At 69.5% G+C, this 20660-nt stretch carries 20 protein-coding genes and 1 rRNA gene; 13 read left to right on the top strand and 8 right to left on the bottom strand.

Annotated elements, in window-relative coordinates:
- Window positions 1-8: 8 nt before the first annotated feature.
- Window positions 9-683, bottom strand: coding sequence for a FadR/GntR family transcriptional regulator (locus OG710_RS05000; protein WP_330238248.1), 675 nt, complete (start codon window positions 681-683; stop codon window positions 9-11).
- A gap of 68 nt (window positions 684-751) precedes the next feature.
- On the opposite strand from OG710_RS05000, the gene OG710_RS04995 reads away from it, so the two are divergent.
- The 4 genes from OG710_RS04995 to OG710_RS04980 all read left to right on the top strand — a co-directional run bounded on the left by OG710_RS04995 (window position 752) and on the right by OG710_RS04980 (window position 3162).
- Entirely contained in the window at window positions 752-2050 is a 1299-nt protein-coding gene (locus OG710_RS04995; RefSeq protein ID WP_330238247.1) for a CynX/NimT family MFS transporter, read from the top strand.
- A 26-nt stretch (window positions 2051-2076) separates the two neighbouring features.
- The gene (locus OG710_RS04990; protein WP_018553371.1) at window positions 2077-2187 is read left to right on the top strand and encodes an SGM_5486 family transporter-associated protein; all 111 of its coding nucleotides are present in this window, start codon (window positions 2077-2079) and stop codon (window positions 2185-2187) included.
- Between the two features lie 172 nt (window positions 2188-2359).
- Window positions 2360-2569, top strand: a complete 210-nt coding sequence (locus tag OG710_RS04985) for a hypothetical protein (RefSeq protein ID WP_330238246.1) — start codon at window positions 2360-2362, stop codon at window positions 2567-2569.
- Window positions 2570-2643: 74 nt separating this feature from the next.
- On the top strand, window positions 2644-3162 hold the full coding sequence (locus OG710_RS04980; protein ID WP_330238245.1) for a SixA phosphatase family protein: 519 nt from the start codon (window positions 2644-2646) through the stop codon (window positions 3160-3162).
- Between the two features lie 121 nt (window positions 3163-3283).
- On the opposite strand, the gene serB is transcribed toward OG710_RS04980, so the two are convergent.
- Window positions 3284-4540 carry a phosphoserine phosphatase SerB gene (serB, locus tag OG710_RS04975; protein WP_330238244.1) on the bottom strand — a complete coding sequence of 419 codons (1257 nt, stop codon included), beginning with the start codon at window positions 4538-4540 and terminating at the stop codon, window positions 3284-3286.
- Window positions 4541-4767: 227 nt separating this feature from the next.
- Here serB and OG710_RS04970 point away from each other — a divergent pair, with 227 nt between their 5' ends.
- Window positions 4768-7341 (top strand): ABC transporter ATP-binding protein/permease, encoded by a 2574-nt coding sequence (locus tag OG710_RS04970; RefSeq protein ID WP_330238243.1) that lies wholly within the window; start codon window positions 4768-4770, stop codon window positions 7339-7341.
- 98 nt (window positions 7342-7439) lie between these two features.
- Here OG710_RS04970 and OG710_RS04965 read toward each other — a convergent pair whose 3' ends face one another.
- Window positions 7440-8255: a transglycosylase SLT domain-containing protein gene (locus OG710_RS04965; RefSeq protein WP_330238242.1), complete on the bottom strand. Its 816-nt coding sequence runs from the start codon at window positions 8253-8255 to the stop codon at window positions 7440-7442.
- 423 nt (window positions 8256-8678) lie between these two features.
- Between OG710_RS04965 and OG710_RS04960 the strand changes: the two genes are divergently transcribed.
- Together OG710_RS04960 and OG710_RS04955 are read left to right on the top strand one after the other, a co-directional pair.
- Window positions 8679-9824: a GAF domain-containing sensor histidine kinase gene (locus tag OG710_RS04960; protein ID WP_330238241.1), complete on the top strand. Its 1146-nt coding sequence runs from the start codon at window positions 8679-8681 to the stop codon at window positions 9822-9824.
- Window positions 9817-10461 carry a response regulator gene (locus tag OG710_RS04955; RefSeq protein ID WP_111333278.1) on the top strand — a complete coding sequence of 215 codons (645 nt, stop codon included), beginning with the start codon at window positions 9817-9819 and terminating at the stop codon, window positions 10459-10461. Before OG710_RS04960 ends, OG710_RS04955 begins: the two co-directional genes overlap by 8 nt.
- Window positions 10462-10531: 70 nt before the next feature.
- Here the strand turns inward: OG710_RS04955 and OG710_RS04950 are convergent, their stop codons facing one another.
- Together OG710_RS04950 and OG710_RS04945 are read right to left on the bottom strand one after the other, a co-directional pair.
- Entirely contained in the window at window positions 10532-11311 is a 780-nt protein-coding gene (locus OG710_RS04950) for a hypothetical protein (RefSeq protein ID WP_111333280.1), read from the bottom strand.
- A 28-nt stretch (window positions 11312-11339) separates the two neighbouring features.
- A protein-coding gene (locus OG710_RS04945) for an IS5 family transposase (RefSeq protein ID WP_443064224.1) occupies window positions 11340-12172 on the bottom strand; the annotation gives its coding sequence in 2 pieces (ribosomal slippage) (window positions 11340-11830 and window positions 11830-12172; 834 coding nt in all).
- A gap of 194 nt (window positions 12173-12366) precedes the next feature.
- Here OG710_RS04945 and OG710_RS04940 point away from each other — a divergent pair.
- The 4 genes from OG710_RS04940 to OG710_RS04925 all read left to right on the top strand — a co-directional run bounded on the left by OG710_RS04940 (window position 12367) and on the right by OG710_RS04925 (window position 15502).
- Window positions 12367-13164 (top strand): ABC transporter ATP-binding protein, encoded by a 798-nt coding sequence (locus OG710_RS04940; protein ID WP_330238240.1) that lies wholly within the window; start codon window positions 12367-12369, stop codon window positions 13162-13164.
- A 73-nt stretch (window positions 13165-13237) separates the two neighbouring features.
- Window positions 13238-13669, top strand: coding sequence for an NfeD family protein (locus OG710_RS04935; RefSeq protein ID WP_330238239.1), 432 nt, complete (start codon window positions 13238-13240; stop codon window positions 13667-13669).
- A gap of 74 nt (window positions 13670-13743) precedes the next feature.
- Window positions 13744-14673 carry an SPFH domain-containing protein gene (locus tag OG710_RS04930; protein ID WP_111333286.1) on the top strand — a complete coding sequence of 310 codons (930 nt, stop codon included), beginning with the start codon at window positions 13744-13746 and terminating at the stop codon, window positions 14671-14673.
- Between the two features lie 61 nt (window positions 14674-14734).
- A complete protein-coding gene (locus tag OG710_RS04925) occupies window positions 14735-15502 on the top strand; it encodes a sulfite exporter TauE/SafE family protein (protein ID WP_330238238.1) in 768 nt (255 codons plus the stop codon).
- 62 nt (window positions 15503-15564) lie between these two features.
- On the opposite strand, the gene OG710_RS04920 is transcribed toward OG710_RS04925, so the two are convergent.
- The 3 genes from OG710_RS04920 to OG710_RS04910 all read right to left on the bottom strand — a co-directional run bounded on the left by OG710_RS04920 (window position 15565) and on the right by OG710_RS04910 (window position 17616).
- Window positions 15565-16071, bottom strand: a complete 507-nt coding sequence (locus tag OG710_RS04920; RefSeq protein WP_111333290.1) for an HNH endonuclease — start codon at window positions 16069-16071, stop codon at window positions 15565-15567.
- Window positions 16072-16220: 149 nt separating this feature from the next.
- Window positions 16221-16760, bottom strand: a complete 540-nt coding sequence (locus OG710_RS04915) for a YbhB/YbcL family Raf kinase inhibitor-like protein (RefSeq protein WP_330238237.1) — start codon at window positions 16758-16760, stop codon at window positions 16221-16223.
- 73 nt (window positions 16761-16833) lie between these two features.
- Complete coding sequence (locus OG710_RS04910) at window positions 16834-17616, bottom strand: sporulation protein (RefSeq protein ID WP_330238236.1); 783 nt, start codon at window positions 17614-17616, stop codon at window positions 16834-16836.
- 74 nt (window positions 17617-17690) lie between these two features.
- On the opposite strand from OG710_RS04910, the gene OG710_RS04905 reads away from it, so the two are divergent.
- Window positions 17691-18326 carry a DNA-3-methyladenine glycosylase gene (locus OG710_RS04905; protein ID WP_330238235.1) on the top strand — a complete coding sequence of 212 codons (636 nt, stop codon included), beginning with the start codon at window positions 17691-17693 and terminating at the stop codon, window positions 18324-18326.
- Between the two features lie 592 nt (window positions 18327-18918).
- Window positions 18919-20444: ribosomal RNA gene (locus tag OG710_RS04900) — 16S ribosomal RNA — on the top strand.
- Window positions 20445-20660: the final 216 nt, after the last annotated feature.

The following is a 20660-nucleotide window of genomic DNA, read 5'->3' as shown; positions in this document are numbered from 1 at the left end:
TGCCCCGTCTAGACCCGGTCCGCCCGGCAGGACAGCGTGTGGCTCGCGGCCTCCGCCGCCGCCGTCTCCGCGTCGCCCGCGCGGATCGCCTCGACCAGCCGGCTGTGGTCCATCGGCGTCTTCGGTGTCAGGTCCTCGCCCACGTCCTCGCGCAGGTAGTCCCGCAGCAGGTCGCCCAGGTCCGCGTACAGCTCCGTCAGCACGTCGTTGTGGGAGGCGGCCACCACCGCCAGGTGCAGCGTCGAGTCGGCGTCCACGAACGCCTCCGCGTCCCCCGCCGCCCACGTCTCCTCCCGGCGCTTCATGAGCGCGTCCAGCTGCTTCAGGTCCCGCTCCGTACGCCGTACGGCCGCCAGCCGCGCCGCCGACGACTCCAGGGTCGAGCGCAGCTCCGCGATGTGCCGCGGGTCCGCCGAGGCGAACCGGCGGTGCATCACCCCGGCCAGCTCGCTGGTGGCCACCACATAGGTGCCCGAACCCTGCCGGATGTCGAGCAGCCCGTTGTGCGCGAGCGCCCGCACCGCCTCGCGGACGGTGTTACGGGCCACCCCCAGCTGCTCGACCAGCTCGGGTTCGGTGGGGATACGGGAACCCACCGGCCACTCGCCCGTCGTGATCTGGTTCCTCAGCTGGGCAATCACCTGGTCGGCGAGTGCCGAACGCCGCGGGGACGTCAGCGCCATGGTGCTCCTCGGTCGCAACTTCCGGACTGATTGGACAACCAATCATCCCATGATTCTATGATGGCCTCATGCCCGACGACGAGACGACTCCCCAGACCGCGACCCGGACCCTGAACCCGGCGGGCCGGGCGGCCACCCGCGACGGCGCGCCCACCCCGCGCACCGGCGCCTCGCCGTGGACGCTGCGCCTGGTCGCCATCGGGCTCGTCCTCACCGCCGTCAACCTGCGCCCCGCCATCACCAGCCTCGGCGCCCTCCTCGAAGAGGTGCGCGACGGTCTGCACATGAGCGGCAGCGTCGCCGGTGTCCTCACCTCCGTGCCCCCGCTCTGCTTCGCGCTCTTCGGCGTGATGGCCCCCCGCCTCGCCCGCCGCTTCGGACCGGGCGCCGTGGTCTGCGCGGGCATGGTCGCCATCACGGCGGGCCTGGTGATCCGGCCCCTGATCGGCGGCACCGCGGGCTTCCTCGCCGCCAGCGCCCTGGCCCTCATGGGCATCGCCGTCAGCAACGTCCTGATGCCGGTGATCGTCAAGCGCTGGTTCCCCGACCGCGTCGGCTCCATGACCGGGCTTTATTCCATGGCCCTGGCCCTCGGCACCTCGCTCGCCGCCGCCGTCACCGTCCCCCTGACCGACGCGATGGGCGGCAGCTGGAAGGCCGGCCTCGGCATCTGGGCCGTGCTCGCCGCCGCCGCGATCCTGCCCTGGCTCCCGCTCGTACGGGACCGGGCCACCGCCCACGACACCCCCGCCGGGGGCCGGGCCGCCGCGCAGCCGCAGCCCGCCGACCTCCGGATCACCCGCAGCCGCACCGCCTGGGCCCTCGCCTGCTTCTTCGGCCTCCAGGCCACCGCCGCCTACATCACCATGGGCTGGATGCCCCAGATCTTCCGCGACGCCGGGGTCTCGGCCGGCACGGCGGGCGTCCTGCTCGCGCTCACCATGGCCATGGGCGTCCCGCTCGCCTTCGTGATCCCACGCGTCGCCGGACGGATGCGACACCAGGGCCCGATCGTCCTCCTCCTCGGCGCCTGCGGCCTCACCGGCTACGCGGGCCTCTACCTGGCCCCGGCCGGCGGCGCCTGGGCCTGGGCGCTGCTGCTCGGCATCTCCAACTGCGCCTTCCCGCTCGCCCTCACCATGATCGGCATGCGGGCCCGCAGCGGCGCCGGAGTCGTCCGGCTGTCCGCGTTCGCCCAGTCCACCGGCTATCTGATCTCCATCCCCGGACCGCTCCTGGTCGGCGTGCTCTACCAGCACAGCGGCGGCTGGGGCCTGCCCATCGGGCTGATGGCCGCCCTGATGGTGCCGCAGATGGTCATGGGCGTCATGGCCGGCCGGGACCGGACGATCGAGGACGAATGCTGAGATGCGAGACTGGGACCATGTCACCTGTGCTCGATCCGAATCCCCAGAACGGTCAGAAGAAGCTGCTGCTCGTCTTCGGGGCCATGCTGCTGATCACGGTCGTCGTCGGAGTCATCGCCTCCATCGCCTCCCCGTGACCCCTCGCCTCTCCGTGACCCCCGCCGCTCCTGACCCCGGCGATGGTGGTGCTGGCCCCACTATCCCCTAGGGGGCCAGGGTCAGGGTGAAGTGGGTGGCTCACCGGATGGGAGCGGCGCCCCCGTCTCCGTAGGTTCTGAGTAACAGAACCGAGCACCCACGGAGGCGGACATGCCGGCCCGTACGCAGCACCCCCGGCCCACCCGACCGGCGTCGGGCGATGCCGACGTCCGGCTGCCGTGGTGGGCCGTCGTGCTGCCCGCCCTCGCCTTCGCCGCGCTGCTGCTGCTGATCGCCGGACCGGGCCAGGCCCAGGCCGCAACGGGCGAATCGGCGACCGGCCGGCTGCTGCGGCAACTCCTCGCGCTGCTGACCGGCTGATGCCCGCCGCCCGGCCCGGACGAAGGCTCCAACACCCTGCGCCAGGTGGCACGTTTCATGCGAAGCTGAGGTGTATGAGCGCCGATACATCTCGCAGGATCGTCCTTCTCCGGCATGCCAAGGCGGAATGGTCGCAGGATTCCGACCATGAGCGCCCGCTGGCCGAGCGCGGCCGCATGGAGGCCCCCATGGCGGGCCGCAAGCTGGCCGATTCCGGGATCACCTTCGACCTGGCCCTCTGCTCCACCGCCGCCAGAACGCGGGAGACGTGGAAGCTGGCCGTGCACGAGATGCCCCAGCGCCCGAAGACGGTGTACGAGGAGCGGCTCTACGAGGCCTCGCTCGGCGAACTGATCACCCTGGTGAACGAGACCCCGGACGACGTCGCCGACCTGCTGGTCATCGCCCACAACCCCGGCATGCACGCGCTCGCCGACGCCCTCTCCGGCAGCGGCGAGGGCGACGCGCTCTCCCGGATGGCGCGCGGCGGCTTCCCGACCGCCGCCTTCGCCGTCGTCGAGTTCACCGGCCCCTGGAAGTCCGCCGAACACGGCGTCGGCCGCCTCGCCGAGTACTGGACGCCCAACGACTGACCCGCGGCCCGCGCGGAAGGGCCCCGGCCCGCATCACCCGATGCGCGCCGGGGCCCTCCCCGTCCCTCACGTACGTACGGCTCGCTCACGTACGGCGGACTCACATGTTGTACGGCGGCCGCTACTCGACCAGGCCGTCCGCCGCCTCGACCTCCTCGCGGGTGACCCCGAGCAGATACAGCACGGTGTCCAGGAACGGCACGTTCACCGCGGTGTGCGCGGCCTCGCGGACCACCGGCTTGGCGTTGAACGCCACCCCGAGCCCCGCCGTGTTCAGCATGTCCAGGTCGTTGGCCCCGTCACCGATCGCCACCGTCTGCGCCAGCGGCACCCCCGCCTGGGCGGCGAAGCTCCGCAGCAGCCGGGCCTTGCCCGCCCGGTCCACGATGTCCCCGGTCACCCGGCCCGTGAGCTTCCCGTTTACGACCTCCAGCGTGTTGGCGGAGGCGAAGTCCAGCCCCAGCCGCTCCTGGAGATCGTCGGTCACCTGTGTGAACCCGCCCGACACCACGCCCACCTGGTAGCCGAGTCGTTTCAGCGTACGGATCAGCGTCCGGGCGCCGGGCGTCAGCCGCACCTCGGAGCGGACCTTGTCCACCACCGAGACGTCGAGCCCCGCCAGCAGTGCCACCCGCGCGTGCAGCGACTGCTCGAAGTCCAGCTCGCCCCGCATCGCCCGCTCGGTCACCGACGCGACCTCGGCCTCGCAGCCCGCGTGCGCCGCGAACAGCTCGATGACCTCGTCCTGGATCAGCGTCGAGTCGACGTCCATCACCACGAGCCGCTGCGCCCGGCGGCTGAGCCCCGCCGACACGACGGCCACGTCCACGCCGATGCCCGCGGCCTCCGGCGCCAGCGCGCTGCGCAGCTCCTCCGTCCCCGTACCGGACACCGCGAACTCGACCGCCGTGACCGGGTACTTCGCCAGCCGGAAGATGCGGTCGATGTTTCCGCCGGTCGAGGTGATCCTGGCCGCTATGGCCGCCGTCGACTCCGCGGTCAGCGGGTGCCCCAGCACCGTGACATGGGACCGGCCCGAGCCGCGCGGCCGGTTGTCGCCCCTGCCGGAGATGATCTCGGCCTGGAGCTTCAGCGACTCGGCCCAGCTGTGCACGGTGGCACGCAGGTCGCCCTCCGTGGTCCCGCCCGAGGTGGGGGCGGTGACCAGCGCGCACAGGACGATACGGCCCCGCGTCACGACCTGCTCGATGTCGATCACGTCCACCGCGTACGCGGCCAGGGTGTCGAAGAGGCCCGCGGTGATGCCGGGGCGGTCCTTCCCGAATATCTTCACGAGAAGGGTCGGGACGTCCGGACCGTGCACGGACGCGACGGGCTCGGGAGACGGGGCGGGCTCAGGGGGCCGGGATGCGCTCATGGTGTTTCCACCGTATCGGTCCGCGCGCCCGCCGCGGCGGCCCGTCCCGAGTGCCGGACAGCCCGCCGGGCGCACCGGTCCGTCCCTTTTCGCCTGGCTGGGCAGGTCTCGGTGAGGTCACCTCGGACCGCCCGGCTTTCGTATCGGGGACCGGTCCTGGAATAGTTCGCCACGATGTTCAGCATCCCTAGGCCCCCTGCGACGGGGGCAACACGGGGGACAACTAGGTGGGGCGCGGAGTGCCGGAACTCGTACTGGAATTGAATGGCAGGACCTGGACGCTCGATCCGTCCAGGTCGTACACCCTCGGACGTGATCCGCAGGGCGACATGACGATCGACGACGCCAGGGTGTCGTGGCGGCACGCCACGATCAGCTGGAACGGGCGCAGCTGGTTCATCGAGGACCACGGCAGCACCAACGGCACCTATGTGCACGGCCAGCGGATTCAGCAGCTGGAGATCGCCGCCGGCTCCGCCGTGAACCTGGGCAACGCCACGGACGGCCCCCGGCTGACCCTGAGCGCCGCGGACGTCTACAGCCCCGCGCAGCCGCAGCAGGCCCCGCCGCCCCAGCAGCCCCAGCAGGGGGGCCACCCCGGCTGGCAGCAGCCGGCGCCCCAGCAGCCCGTACCGCCGCAGCAGCAGGGCTGGCAGCAGCCCGCCCCCCAGCAGCCGCACGTGCCGCAGCCGAACATGCCGCAGCAGCCGCACGTCCCGCAGCAGGGCGCGGCCCCGGCGCCGCCCGGCCCCGGCACCGGCCGACCGGCGGGCTCCCCGCCGGTCTACGGGGACCGCAGCCCGACCACGTTCCACCAGCTGGCCCTCGGCCGGGTGATGCGGATCGGTCGTGCGCTGGAGAACGACCTGGTCGTCTCCGACCTCCAGGTCTCCCGGAACCACGCCGAATTCCACGCGACGCCCGACGGCCGCTTCGAGATCCGGGACCTCGGATCGCACAACGGCACGTTCGTCAACGGTCAGCCGCTGTCCAAGTCCGGCTCGGCGCTCATCGGCCCGAACGACATCGTCGGCGTCGGCCACTCGACCTTCCGGCTCGTCGGCGACCGGCTGGAAGAGTTCGTCGACACCGGTGAGGTCTCCTTCGCGGCCCGCCACCTCACGGTGACGGTCGACGGCGGCAAGCAGATCCTCAAGGACGTCTCGTTCGGCGTCCCCGAGAAGTCGCTGATCGGCGTCATCGGCCCGTCCGGCTCCGGAAAGTCCACCCTGCTCAAGGCGCTCACCGGCTACCGGCCCGCCAACCAGGGCGATGTCCTCTACGACAACCGGAACCTCTACAAGCAGTTCGCCGAGCTGCGCCAGCGCATCGGCCTGGTCCCGCAGGACGACATCCTGCACAAGGAACTGACCGTCACGCGCGCCCTGAAGTACGCGGCCAAGCTCCGCTTCCCCGCGGACACCACCGAGGCCGAGCGCCAGGCCCGTATCCACGAGGTCCTCACCGAGCTGAAGCTCGACGTCCACAAGGACAAGAAGGTCACCTCGCTCTCCGGCGGCCAGCGCAAGCGCGTCTCCGTGGCGCTGGAGCTGCTCACCAAGCCGTCGCTGATCTTCCTGGACGAGCCGACCTCCGGTCTCGACCCGGGCATGGACCGCGACGTCATGCAGCTGCTGCGCGGCCTGGCCGACGACGGCCGTACCGTCCTGGTCGTCACGCACTCGGTGGCCGAGCTGGCCATCTGCGACAAGCTGCTGGTGATGGCGCCGGGCGGCGCCGTGGCCTACTTCGGCCCGCCGGACGAGGCGCTGAACTTCTTCGGCTACTCCACCTGGGCCGACGTCTTCTCCGCGTTCGAGAACTACCGCGACCACGACTGGGGCGGCCGCTGGCGCGGCTCGCAGCACTACCAGATGTACGCCGCGGACATCGACGCCGCCGCCCCGCAGTCGGTGCACATGCCGCCGCCGCAGCAGATGCGCCCGCCCAAGCCGCAGGGCTGGGGCACCCAGCTGTGGACGCTGATGCGCCGCTACGTCTCGGTGATCGGCTCCGACAAGGGCTTCATGGGCCTGATGGTGATCCTGCCCGCGGTGCTCGGCATCGTCAGCGTGGTCATCCCGTCGGACTACGGGCTCGCCCCGCCCAGGCCGCCGCACAAGTTCAACGGCGATGCCGGAACGATCATGCTGATCCTCACCATCGGCATGTGCTTCTCCGGCGCGGCCAACTCCGTACGCGAACTGATCAAGGAACGCGTCATCTACGAACGGGAACGGGCCACCGGCCTGTCCCGCTCCGCCTACCTGATGTCCAAGGTCATCGTCCTCGGCCTGATCACGGCCGTGCAGGGCGTCATCATCTGCGGCATCGGCTTCGCCACCCGCGATCTGCCCGAAGAGGGCCTGATCATGCCGCCGGCCGTCGAGCTGTGCCTGACGGTCATCGCGCTCGGCTTCACCTCGATGATGTTCGGCCTGGTCATCTCCTCGCTGGTGAAGACCGCCGAGAAGACCATGCCGCTGCTGGTCATGTTCGCGATCGTCCAGGTCGTCTTCACCGGCATCCTCTTCCAGGTCTACGGCTCGCCGGGCCTGGAGCAGTTCGCCTGGCTGATGCCGTCCCGCTGGGCCATCGCGGGCGCCGGCTCGACGCTGGACCTCGCCCACCTCATGCCGCCGTGGGACCAGAACAACCCCACCGACCTGGACCCGCTCTGGGAGCACACGGCGGGCCAGTGGGGGATGAACGTCGCGGTCCTGCTGTTCATCGGCGTCGTCTGCGGCTTCGTCGTCGCTCGGCTGCTGCGCCGCCACGAGCCCGAGGTCATGCGCAAGTAGACGGGTGTGTCCGGCCCGGACACGTACGCGCCGGAGGGCGGCACCCCGCGCGGGGTGCCGCCCTCCGGCGTTTCGTCACGCCCCGCGACCGGAGCGGATCAGTACGCGCTGTTGACGTTGTCGATCGAGCCGTACTTGTCGGCGGCGTAGTTGGCCGACGCGGTGATGTTGGCGACCGGGTCGTACTGCGTGTGCGGGGTGCCGGACACGTGGTAGTAGTCGAACGTCGGCTTGATGATCTGGAGCAGACCGATCGACGGCACGCCGTTGCGGGCGTTGATGTCCCAGTCGTTGATGGCGTTCGGGTTGCCGCTGGACTCCCGCATGATGTTGCGGTGCAGGCCCTCGTACGTACCCGGAATGCCCCTCTCCTTCATGATGGCCAGGGACTCGCGAATCCAGCCGTCCAGGTTGTTGGCGTACATGTGCGTACGGGCGGAGGAGCGGCTCGCGGCCTCGTCGCCGCGCGAGGACTTCTTCTCGGACTTGCGCTCGGACTTGCCGTGCCCCTTCGACTTCTTCGCCCAGGACTTCTCGTTCTTGCCGGACTTCCCGGAGCGCTCGGAGCGATCGGAGCGATCGGAGTCGTCGGAGTGCTTGGACTTCGAACCCGTCTCCTCCTTCACCGCGGCGGCCTTCTCGGCCTTGGCGGCGTCGGCGGCCTTGACCAGCTTCTCGGCGGTCGAGTGCTGCTCGATGACGCTGTCCTGGATCGCCCGCACCTGCTTGGAGTTCGCGGAGTCGAAGACGACCGGGGCTGCGGAGAGGGCCTGCGGTTCGGTCACGGCCTCGGCATCACCGGGCACCAGGGACAAGGAGAGGGCAGCGGCGGCGACGGCGGAGATGCCGGCGGCGGAGAGCTTCTGGGTCTTGTTCAGGCGTCGGAGACGGCCGGTGATGCTGTGCGCGGACATACAGGCGTACCTCTTCGAATTCGGGGGGTCCTCACGGAGGACGAAGACGGGAGCGACTACGCATCTCCGTCGGGGACGAGCTCAATTCTTAGCGGCGGCAAAATGGCCTGGCAAAGGTGTGACGTACGAAGCCGGGTAGTGGAATGGCGGGCGGTTTGCCGGGTTCACTCCCAGGTCAAGACCGCCCAAATCGCCCTTTTCGGTCCACTAGGCAACTTCGTAAGTGACGTGGACCCTATGCGCGGCCTCACATCGGGCGAGCCTCTTCATGACCGTACGTTGCTGAAGCAATGCGGAATGCGACGTTCCGAACGGGCTGCGGGCCGGACCCGCCCCCCGCCGCAGGTCCTAGGCCCTGCGCCCCGGTCCCCGGCCGCCCCCGGCCCGATACGGGCAGCGGACCCCGCCGGTACCGTGAGCCACATGAGCCACCGACCCCCCTCGGGCCTCGCGGCCGTCAGCGCGGCGCTGCTCGCCATGAGCCGCCACCTGGAGGTACGGGACGTCCTGAAGACGATCGTCGCCTCCGCCCGCGAACTCCTGGACGCCGAGTACGCCGCCCTCGGGGTCCCCGACGACCACGGCGGCTTCGCCCAGTTCGTCGTCGACGGCGTCAGCGAGGAGCAGTGGAAGGCCATCGGCCCGCTGCCCCGCCAGCACGGCATCCTCGCCGCCATGCTCCACACCGCCCGCACCGAGCGGCTCGCCGACGTCCGCAAGGACCCCCGCTTCGGCGGCTGGCCCAGTGCCCACCCCGACATGTCCGACTTCCTCGGACTGCCCATCCGGGACGGCGACGAGACCATCGGCGCGCTCTTCCTCGCCAACAAGAGGTGCCCCAAGCCGGAGGGCGTCTGCGGATTCACCGCCGAGGACGAGGACCTCCTCTCGATCCTCGCCCAGCACGCCGCCATCGCCCTGACCAACGCCCGCCTCTACGAGCGCAGCCGCGAACTCACCATCGCCGAGGAACGCTCCCGCCTCGCCCACGAGCTGCACGACGCGGTCAGCCAGAAACTGTTCTCGCTCCGGCTCACCGCCCAGGCCGCCGCCACCCTCGTCGACCGCGACCCGGCCCGCGCCAAGGGCGAACTCCAGCAGGTCGCCGCCCTCGCCGCCGAAGCCGTGGACGAACTGCGCGCCGCCGTCGTCGAGCTCCGCCCGGCCGCCCTGGACGAGGACGGCCTCGTCGCCACCCTCCGCACCCAGGTCCAGGTCCTGGACCGGGCCCACACCGCGCACGTCACCTTCACCTCCACCGGCGTCCGCGCCCTGCCCGCCGCCCAGGAGGAGGCCCTGCTCCGGGTCTCCCAGGAAGCCCTGCACAACGCCCTGCGCCACGCCGACGCCGACCACGTCGAGGTCACCCTCGTCCGCCGCGACGGCGCCACCGTGCTCCGCGTCACCGACGACGGCCGGGGCTTCGAACCCGCCGCCACCCGCCGGGCCGGCCGGCACCTCGGCCTGGTCTCCATGCGCGACCGCGCCGGCGGCGTCGGCGGCCGGCTCACCGTTGAGTCCGAGCCCGGCAAGGGCACCACGATCGAGATGGAGATCCCCGGTGGCTGACAGGATCATCAGGGTGCTGCTCGTCGACGACCACCAGGTCGTCCGCCGCGGCCTGCGTACGTTCCTGGAGATCCAGGACGACATCGAAGTGGTCGGCGAGGCGTCCGACGGCGCCGAGGGCGTGGCCGCCATCGAGAAGCTGCGGCCCGACGTCGTACTGATGGACATCAAGATGCCCGGCACCGACGGCATCGAGGCGCTGCGCAGACTCCGCGAGCTGGCGAACCCGGCCAAGGTGCTGATCGTCACCAGCTTCACCGAGCAGCGCACCGTCGTCCCCGCCCTGCGCGCGGGCGCCTCCGGCTATGTGTACAAGGACGTCGACCCGGACGCCCTGGCCGGGGCCATCCGCTCCGTCCACGCCGGACACGTCCTGCTCCAGCCCGAGGTCGCCGGGGCACTCCTCGCCCAGGACGAGCCCGGCACCGGCACCGGCCGGGGCAGCACCCTCACCGAACGCGAGCGGGAAGTGCTCGGCCTGATCGCCGACGGCCGCTCCAACCGGGAGATCGCACGCGCCCTGGTCCTGTCCGAGAAGACGGTCAAGACCCACGTCTCCAACATCCTGATGAAGCTCGACCTCTCCGACCGCACCCAGGCCGCCCTCTGGGCGGTCCGCCACGGAGCGGCAGGCTGACCACCGGCCGCGCGGGGGCCCGGCGCGCGCCGGGTTCCTCCCGACCGCGCCGGCGCACCCCGCGCCCCCGCTACCGCGCCGGCTCCTCCACGTACGCGTTGTACGCCGCCACCTGCGCCCGCCGCGCCACCCGCTCCACCGGCCGCAGCGCCTCCGCCCTGGCCGCCATCTCCGACGCGCTCACCGCACCGCCGTGCCCGTTCTCGTACGCCACCGAGACCAGGAGCCCGACCCGCTGCGCCAGCTCCAGGACCCGCACCGCCCGCGGCGGATAGCCCGGCGCCAGCACCTCGCGCCCCCGCTCCGCCCGCGCCCGGTACGCGTCCACCGCCGCCTCGGCCACCGGCCCCGACCCCGCCACGTCCAGCCGGGTCAGCACCGCCGTCGCGTCCCGCAGCGCCTCCGCCAGCTCCCGCTCCGCCTCACCCAGCGACGGCACATCGGCCGGCGGCGCCTCCCGCACCGCCAGGCAGTGCCACACCACATCCACGTGCACATCCCCGGCCGGGCCCGCCTCGCGCACCTCCGGCACCAGCCCGTACGGCGCGCCGTGGCCGACCACCGCCTCCTCCGCCTCCAGCGCGCGGGCGTTGAACTCCGGCGGACCGCTCAGCCCCAGCGGATGCCCCGGCACCGGCAGCGCGACCCGGAAACCGCTCACCCCGAGCGACCGCAGCCGCCCCAGCGCGAACGTGAGCCCCACCGGACCGGCCTCACCGGGCAGCCCCTCGACGCGGTGCACCGCGTCCTCCCCGACCACGGCGAGCACCGCGTCGTCCGGCGACACCAGCCCCGCCAGCAACGCGTTCCCCCAGGCGGCCAGCACCCCTGAACGTGGTTCCACAAGCATGCGGACAGCCTAGGGGGTGTCCGGAAAGTCATGGGAGCCAGAGTTGGAGGCAGGCGAGGGTGACCATTGCTTGGTAGTGGGCGGCTCGTTTGTCGTAGCGAGTGGCCAGGGCCCGGTTCTGCTTGAGCCGGCTGAAGCAGCGCTCGACGACGTTGCGCCGCCGGTAGGCGGTCCGATCGAGCCGGCAGAGACTCTCGCCGCGGCGCAGGCGCCCGTTGATCTGGTCGATCCGCTCGGGAATCGTCGCGGCGATCCCGCGCCGACGCAGGTAGGCACGGATCCTGCGGGCCGAGTAGCCCTTGTCCGCCACCACCCGCTCGGGCCGGGTCCGGGGCCTGCCCGGCCCCGGCCGGGCGATCCGGATGCGTTCCATGACCGGCTCGAACTGGGTGCAGTCGTTCACGTTCCCGCCGGTCAGGGTGAAGGCCAGGGGGCGTCCCCGACCGTCGCAGGCCAGGTGGATCTTGCTGGTCAGCCCGCCGCGCGACCGGCCGAGCGCCTCGCCCTCCCAGGGCCCCCTTTTCGGGCCCCGGCCGCGTGCTGGTGGGCCCGCACCGTGGTGGAGTCGACACACACGATCGTCCAGTCGACCTGTCCGACGGCGTCACAGTGCTGCTGGACGTGAGCCAGGAGGCGGTCCCAGGTGCCGTCGGCGGACCAGCGGCGGAAGCGTTCGTAGACCGTCTTCCACGGGCCGTAGCGTTCGGGCAGGTCACGCCAGGCGGCCCCGGTGGACAGCTTCCACAGGATCCCGTTCACCACCTGGCGCCGGTCCCGCACCGGCCGGCCCATCCGCCCCGGCGCCAGCAACGGAGCGATCAACGCCCACGACTCATCGGTCAGTTCATGTCGACGCACCACGAACGGAGTAACGAGCGATCGACTTTACGGACACGGCCTAGGACCTGTCGTGGGCGGTGTGCGTCCCGTCACGACCCGGTTCGTGACGGCGGGCCCAGCGCCGCCCGTACTCGTGCCGTGGCGTAGGTTTTCCCTGGGAGCCTGCCCGACCGGCATGCGACGATCTCGACACTGCATGGGGAGACAACGCGCTCATGAGCGATGTACTGGAGCTGGTGGACGTATCAGTGGTCCGCGACGGACGCGCTCTGGTGGACGGCGTCTCCTGGTCGGTCAAGGAAGGCGAGCGCTGGGTCATCCTCGGCCCCAACGGCGCCGGCAAGACCACCTTGCTCAACATCGCCTCCAGCTACCTCTTCCCCACCAGGGGCAGCGCCGACGTGCTCGGTGAGCGGCTCGGCGGCGTCGGCACCGACGTCTTCGAGCTGCGCCCCCGCATCGGCATCGCGGGCGTCGCCCTCGCCGACAAGCTCCCCCGCCGCCAGACGGTCCTCCAGACGGTGCTCACCGCCGCCTACGGCATGACCGCCACCTGGAACGAGAACTACGACCAGGTCGACGAGGACCGCGCCCGCGCCTTCCTCGACCGGCTCGGCATGACCGACTACCTCGACCGCAAGTTCGGCACCCTCTCCGAGGGCGAGCGCAAGCGCACCCTGATTGCCCGCGCCATGATGACCGACCCCGAGCTGCTCCTCCTGGACGAGCCCGCCGCCGGCCTCGACCTCGGCGGCCGCGAGGACCTCGTCCGCCGCCTCGGCCGGCTGGCCCGCGACCCGTACGCGCCCTCCATGATCATGGTGACCCACCACGTCGAGGAGATCGCCCCCGGCTTCACCCACGTCCTGATGATCCGCCAGGGCAAGGTGCTCGCCGCCGGCCCCATGGAGACCGAGCTGACCTCGCGCAACCTCTCCCTCTGCTTCGGCCTGCCCCTCGTCGTCGAGCACCAGGGCGACCGCTACACCGCCCGCGGCCTGCCGCTCGCCTGACACCCGCCCCCGAAACCCCACCGCCCCGATCGCGCCCTGTCCGTAAGGGCGTTGACGGCCCTACCATGACCATGTGGACATCGACGCGTGGGTGTGGTGGCTGATCGGCGCGGTGGGACTGGGCATTCCGCTCGTCCTGACCGCGATGCCCGAGTTCGGCATGTTCGCCGTGGGGGCGGTCGCCGCCGCGGTCGTGGCGGCCCTCGGCGGCGGAATCGTCGCCCAGGTCCTGGTCTTCGTCATCGTCTCGGTGGCGCTGACCGCCGTCGTCCGGGTGATCGCCCGCCGCCAACGGGCCGACCGCGCACCCCAGCTCGCCACGGGCATCGACGCACTGAAGGGCCGTCAGGCCGTCGTACTGGAACGCGTGGACGCGTCCGGCGGCCGGATCAAGCTGGCCGGGGAGATCTGGTCGGCGCGCGCCCTAGACTCCGGACTCAGCTTCGAACCCGGCCAACAGGTCGATGTCGTCGACATCGACGGGGCGACGGCCGTCGTCATGTGACCGAACGGCCCCCACGGCAAGGCGTGTTCTGTCAGACTCGATGACGATCATCAACCGAAGGGCACGAGGAAACGATGCAACCGATCATCATCGTCCTGATCATTCTGGTGGTGCTCGTCTTCATCGCCCTGATCAAGACGATCCAGGTCATCCCCCAGGCCAGCGCCGCCATCGTCGAACGGTTCGGCCGCTACACCCGCACCCTCAACGCGGGCCTGAACATCGTCGTCCCGTTCATCGACTCGATCCGCAACCGGATCGACCTCCGTGAGCAGGTCGTGCCCTTCCCGCCACAGCCCGTCATCACCCAGGACAACCTGGTCGTCAACATCGACACCGTCATCTACTACCAGGTGACCGACGCCAGGGCCGCGACGTACGAGGTCGCCAGCTACATCCAGGCCATCGAGCAGCTCACCGTCACCACGCTCCGCAACATCATCGGCGGCATGGACCTGGAGCGCACCCTCACCTCCCGCGAGGAGATCAACGCCGCCCTGCGCGGAGTCCTCGACGAGGCCACCGGCAAGTGGGGCATCCGCGTCAACCGCGTCGAGCTCAAGGCCATCGAGCCGCCCACCTCCATCCAGGACTCGATGGAGAAGCAGATGCGCGCCGACCGCGACAAGCGCGCCGCCATCCTCCAGGCCGAGGGCACCCGCCAGTCCGCGATCCTCACCGCCGAGGGCGAGAAGCAGTCGGCGATCCTGCGCGCCGAGGGCGAGGCCAAGGCCGCCGCCCTGCGCGCCGAGGGCGAGGCCCAGGCCATCCGTACGGTCTTCGAGTCCATCCACGCCGGAGACCCGGACCAGAAGCTCCTCTCGTACCAGTACCTCCAGATGCTGCCGAAGATCGCCGAGGGCGACGCCAACAAGCTCTGGATCGTGCCCAGCGAGATCGGCGACGCCCTCAAGGGCCTCAGCGGCGCCTTCGGCAACCTCTCCACCGGCGCACCCGGCTTCAACACCGGCCAGGAGCGGCGCGAGCAGCCCCCGCTCGACTGACACGCTCCACCCCCGTGCATGATTCGTGCACAAAGCACCGATCATGCACGGGGGAAACACCATGTCCATCTGGGAGATGCTCGCCGTCTTCGCAGCGGGGATCAGCGCCGGAGCCATCAACACCATCGTGGGCTCCGGGACGTTGATCACCTTTCCCGTCCTGCTGGCCACCGGGCTGCCCCCGGTCACGGCCACCGTCTCCAACGCGCTCGGCCTCATCCCCGGCTCCATCAGCGGCGCCATCGGCTACCGCAAGGAACTCCGGGGCCAGCGCTCCCGCGTCCTCAAGCTCACCACCGGAGCCCTCGTCGGCGGTCTCACCGGCGCCACCCTGCTCCTGGCCCTGCCCTCCACGGCCTTCGAGACCATCGTCCCGGTCCTGGTCGCCCTGGCCCTCGTCCTGGTCATCCTCCAGCCGCGCATCAGCAAGGCTGTCCAGCGACGGCGCGCCGACAAGGGCGAATCGGCCCACCCGGACGGCGGCCCGCTGCTCTACATCGGCCTGACCCTGGCCAGCGTCTACGGCGGCTACTTCACCGCCGCGCAGGGCATCATCTACCTCTCCCTCATGGGCATGCTGGTCGACGACACCATGCAGCGCCTGAACGCCGTGAAGAACGTCCTCGCGGCCATCGTCAACAGCATCGCCGCGCTCTTCTTCCTCTTCGTCGCCGACTTCGACTGGACCGCCGTCCTCCTGATCGCGATCGGCTCCGCCCTCGGCGGCCAGATCGGCGCCAAGGTCGGCCGCCGCCTCAGCCCCACCCTGCTGCGCGCCCTCATCGTCACGGTCGGCACGGTCGCCATCGTCCAACTGCTGCTCCGCTGAACGCCCGAGGCCCGTCTCCACACGGGAGACGGGCCTCGGTCACGTCATCGGGCGTATGCCGGCTACGCGGCGCTGTGCGCCAGCCACTCCGGGAGCGCCGAACGCTCACCGGCCCCCAGGGCCAGCAGCATCGCCTCCGCCGGAGACGGTACGAACGGCTGCCGCAGCAGCGGCATCCCCGCCTGCTCCGGCGTTCGGTCCGCTTTGCGGTGGTTGTCCTCGGCGCACGAGGCCACCGTATTGAGCCAGGTGTCCTGCCCGCCCTGCGCCCTCGGCACGACATGGTCGACGGTGCTCGCCCGCTTCCCGCAGTACGCGCACCGGTGCTGGTCCCGGACCAGGACCCCCCTCCTGGACCACGGGGCCTGTCTTCGGAACGGCACCCTTACGTACCGGCAGAGCCGGATCACCCGGGGCACCGGGATGTCGACATCGGCGCCACGCATGCGGAGGTCGGGGTGCGACTGCTCGACGACGGCCTTGTCCTGAAGGATCAGCACCACCGCACGGTTCAGCGTCACCGTCGACAGTGGTTCGAAGCTCGCGTTCAGCACCAGCGTGTCCCGCATCTCGCCCACCTCCCGTGTGCCGGCCGCCCCCTGGCGGGCCCGGACCCACTCTGGCCGCGCACGCCGTGAGGGACAACGCATTAAAAAAATGCCCTGCCCTGATCTCTCCAGGACCAGGGCAGGGCAAACGGCGGCGGAAGTTCTGGTACTCAGTCGGTGGCGGCGGGCTCCGCGTACTCACCGATCAACTGGGCCCGGCCCAGGGTGTGGAACCGCAGGTTGAAGCCGACCGCGGCGGGCGAGGTGTCGCCGTCGGTGCCGAGCTTCTCGGTGTCCACCGCGTACACCGTGAACACATAGCGGTGGTTCTCCCCGGCCGGCGGGGCGGCCCCGCCGAAGTCCTTCGTCCCGTAGTCGTTGCGCGCGTGCACGGCGCCGGCGGGCAGCCCCTCGAACGAGCCGCCGCCCGCGCCCGCCGGCAGCTCCGTGACCGAAGCCGGGATGTCGAAGAGCACCCAGTGCCAGAACCCGCTGCCCGTCGGGGCGTCGGGGTCGAAGCACGTCACGGCGAAGCTCTTCGTGCCCGCCGGGAAGCCCTCCCACCGCAGCTGCGGCGAGGTGTTCCCGGCCGCGTACACCTGGGCGTCGGCGAGCACGGCCCCCGGAGCGAGGTCCTCGCTCACCACGGTGAACGAGGGAACCTCCGGATGGAAGTCGTGCGGCAGCGGCGCCCTCTTCGGCTCGGTCACGTCAGCACCTCTCTGTAGGTTCCGTCGGACGGCGCGGCGGGAAGATCGATCCCCCCGCGCCCGACCTCCGACCCTAGAGCCAGTTGCGCTGCCCGCCGACCTGCGCCAGCCACTGGTTCAGATATGCCGCCCAGTCGGTCTCGCGGTAGTTGTGCAGACCGACCTTGAAGGCGCGGTACGAGTCGCTGCCCTCGCTGAACAGGCCCGGCTTCTTGTCCATCTCCAGGACGACGTCCATCTCGCGGTCGTCCGCGACGAAGGACAGCTCCACCTGGTTCAGCCCGCGGTACTGCGACGGCGGGAGGAACTCGATCTCCTGGTAGAAGGGCAGCTGCTGACGCGTGCCGCGGATGTGGCCGCGCTCCATGTCGGCGCTGCGGAAGCGGAAGCCCAGCTGGCCGAAGGCGTCGAGGATGGCCTCCTGGGCCGGCAGCGGGTGCACGTTGATCGGGTCGAGGTCGCCGGAGTCCACCGCGCGCGCGATCTCCAGTTCGGTGGTCACACCGATGTTCATGCCGTGCAGGTGCTGGCCGGCGAACATGGTGATCGGGGTCTCCCAGGGGATCTCCAGCCCGAACGGCACCACGTGCACCGCCCCGGCCCGCACCTCGAAGGCGCCGCCGAGCCGCAGCTTCGTGAACTCGATGTCCTGCTTGTACTCCTGGTCCTGACCCTCGACCTCGACGCGGGCCTGCAGCCCCACGGAGAGCCCCTCGATCTGCTGGTCGACCGATCCGCCCTGAATGCGGACCTCGCCCTGGACGACCCCGCCCGGAACGACGTTGACCTCGCTCAGCTCCGTCTCCACCGAGGCGCCGCCGGCACCCATGCTCGCGAGCAGCCGCTTGAAGCCCATCTTGTTTCCCTCCTAGGTCCTGACCCCTACATACGCGCGACGACCGTACTCGGTTCCCGCTAACCTCGAACCTCATGATCGATGGCCCGGACCGTACGCCGCTCCCGCGGACCTTCTTCGACCGCCCCGTACTGGAGGTGGCACCCGATCTCCTCGGCCGCCACCTGGTACGCAACACCCCGGACGGGCCGATCGAGCTGCGCCTGACGGAGGTGGAGGCGTACGCCGGTGAGATCGACCCCGGCTCCCATGCCTTCCGGGGCCGGACACGGCGCAACGAGGCGATGTACGGGCCGCCCGGCCACGCGTACGTCTACTTCACGTACGGGATGTGGCACTGCATGAACCTGGTGTGCGGGACCGAGGGCCGGGCGAGCGGGGTCCTGCTGAGGGCCGGCGAGATCGTGGTGGGCGCCGAGCTGACCCGCAAACGTCGAGTTTCGGCCCGTAATGACAGGGAACTGGCCAAAGGCCCGGCGCGCCTGGCGACTGCCCTGGACATCGGCCGGCCGCTGAACGGCACCGACGCCATCGCTCACGAGGGCGCCGAGCTCTACGTACTGCACGGTGCCCCGCCGCCCCGTGACCAGGTGCGGAACGGGCCGCGCACGGGAGTGGGCGGCGACGGGGCGGTGCACCCCTGGCGGTACTGGATCGACGGCGACCCCACGGTGAGCCCGTACCGCGCCCATGTGCCCCGCCGCAGGTGAACTTGACTCGCCCCCTGGGGGACACCTAATGTTGTCCGAGTCGCTTGACACGGGTATAGCTGTTGGTTCGGTCCATCGGATCGCACACCGCGCAGACCCGGAAGCGGCCAACCACTACCTACGACTCACCCCAGAGGGTGCGAGTTTCGGCATGCCGGAATTCGATCCCACTGACTCGATTATGAGTAACCGGGAGAATCCGCTAAAGTAGTGGACACGCCGAAAGGGAAAGCGCGAAAGCGAAGACCCGGAAAGCGAAAATCGATTGACCCGCTTCGACCGGGAATCGGACACGAAAGAGTCTGATAGAGTCGGAAACGCAAGACCGAAGGGAAGCGCCCGGAGGAAAGCCCGCAGGGGTGAGTACAAAGGAAGCGTCCGTTCCTTGAGAACTCAACAGCGTGCCAAAAGTCAACGCCAGATATGTTGATACCCCGGCCTGCTACGGCAGGTTGGAGGTTCCTTTGAAAGTCCTGCGAGGTCATTAGATCTGGCAGGCAAAAAACACAGCGAGGACGCAGTGGACGACGGGTCATATTCCGACCCGGTTCGTTCCGCTCTCGTGATGTGTGGTCCCGATTACGGGAAAACATTCACGGAGAGTTTGATCCTGGCTCAGGACGAACGCTGGCGGCGTGCTTAACACATGCAAGTCGAACGATGAAGCCCTTCGGGGTGGATTAGTGGCGAACGGGTGAGTAACACGTGGGCAATCTGCCCTTCACTCTGGGACAAGCCCTGGAAACGGGGTCTAATACCGGATACCACCTTCTCCCTCCTGGGAGAAGGTTGAAAGCTCCGGCGGTGAAGGATGAGCCCGCGGCCTATCAGCTAGTTGGTGGGGTAATGGCCTACCAAGGCGACGACGGGTAGCCGGCCTGAGAGGGCGACCGGCCACACTGGGACTGAGACACGGCCCAGACTCCTACGGGAGGCAGCAGTGGGGAATATTGCACAATGGGCGAAAGCCTGATGCAGCGACGCCGCGTGAGGGATGACGGCCTTCGGGTTGTAAACCTCTTTCAGCAGGGAAGAAGCGAAAGTGACGGTACCTGCAGAAGAAGCGCCGGCTAACTACGTGCCAGCAGCCGCGGTAATACGTAGGGCGCAAGCGTTGTCCGGAATTATTGGGCGTAAAGAGCTCGTAGGCGGCTTGTCGCGTCGGTTGTGAAAGCCCGGAGCTTAACTCCGGGTCTGCAGTCGATACGGGCAGGCTAGAGTGTGGTAGGGGAGATCGGAATTCCTGGTGTAGCGGTGAAATGCGCAGATATCAGGAGGAACACCGGTGGCGAAGGCGGATCTCTGGGCCATTACTGACGCTGAGGAGCGAAAGCGTGGGGAGCGAACAGGATTAGATACCCTGGTAGTCCACGCCGTAAACGTTGGGAACTAGGTGTTGGCGACATTCCACGTCGTCGGTGCCGCAGCTAACGCATTAAGTTCCCCGCCTGGGGAGTACGGCCGCAAGGCTAAAACTCAAAGGAATTGACGGGGGCCCGCACAAGCAGCGGAGCATGTGGCTTAATTCGACGCAACGCGAAGAACCTTACCAAGGCTTGACATACACCGGAAAGCATCAGAGATGGTGCCCCCCTTGTGGTCGGTGTACAGGTGGTGCATGGCTGTCGTCAGCTCGTGTCGTGAGATGTTGGGTTAAGTCCCGCAACGAGCGCAACCCTTGTTCTGTGTTGCCAGCATGCCCTTCGGGGTGATGGGGACTCACAGGAGACTGCCGGGGTCAACTCGGAGGAAGGTGGGGACGACGTCAAGTCATCATGCCCCTTATGTCTTGGGCTGCACACGTGCTACAATGGCCGGTACAATGAGCTGCGATGCCGTGAGGCGGAGCGAATCTCAAAAAGCCGGTCTCAGTTCGGATTGGGGTCTGCAACTCGACCCCATGAAGTCGGAGTTGCTAGTAATCGCAGATCAGCATTGCTGCGGTGAATACGTTCCCGGGCCTTGTACACACCGCCCGTCACGTCACGAAAGTCGGTAACACCCGAAGCCGGTGGCCCAACCCCTTGTGGGAGGGAGCTGTCGAAGGTGGGACTGGCGATTGGGACGAAGTCGTAACAAGGTAGCCGTACCGGAAGGTGCGGCTGGATCACCTCCTTTCTAAGGAGCACTTCTTACCAGGCTCTGCCTGGTCAGAGGCCAGAACACCGGCGAATGTCCGGTGCTGGTAGCTCATGGGTGGAACGTTGACTACTCGGCACGGCGCATGAGTCTTCACCAGTACTGCTCTTCGGAGCGTGGAACGTGGGGGTGAGTGGGTCGGGTCGGGCACGCTGTTGGGTATCTGAAGGTACGGCCGTGATGGTCGTCCTTCGG

It is taken from the genome of Streptomyces sp. NBC_00525, assembly GCF_036346595.1.
GTDB lineage: Bacteria > Actinomycetota > Actinomycetes > Streptomycetales > Streptomycetaceae > Streptomyces.
Note: the sequence above shows the minus strand (reverse complement) of the source record. Positions and strands in the feature narration are given on the sequence as shown.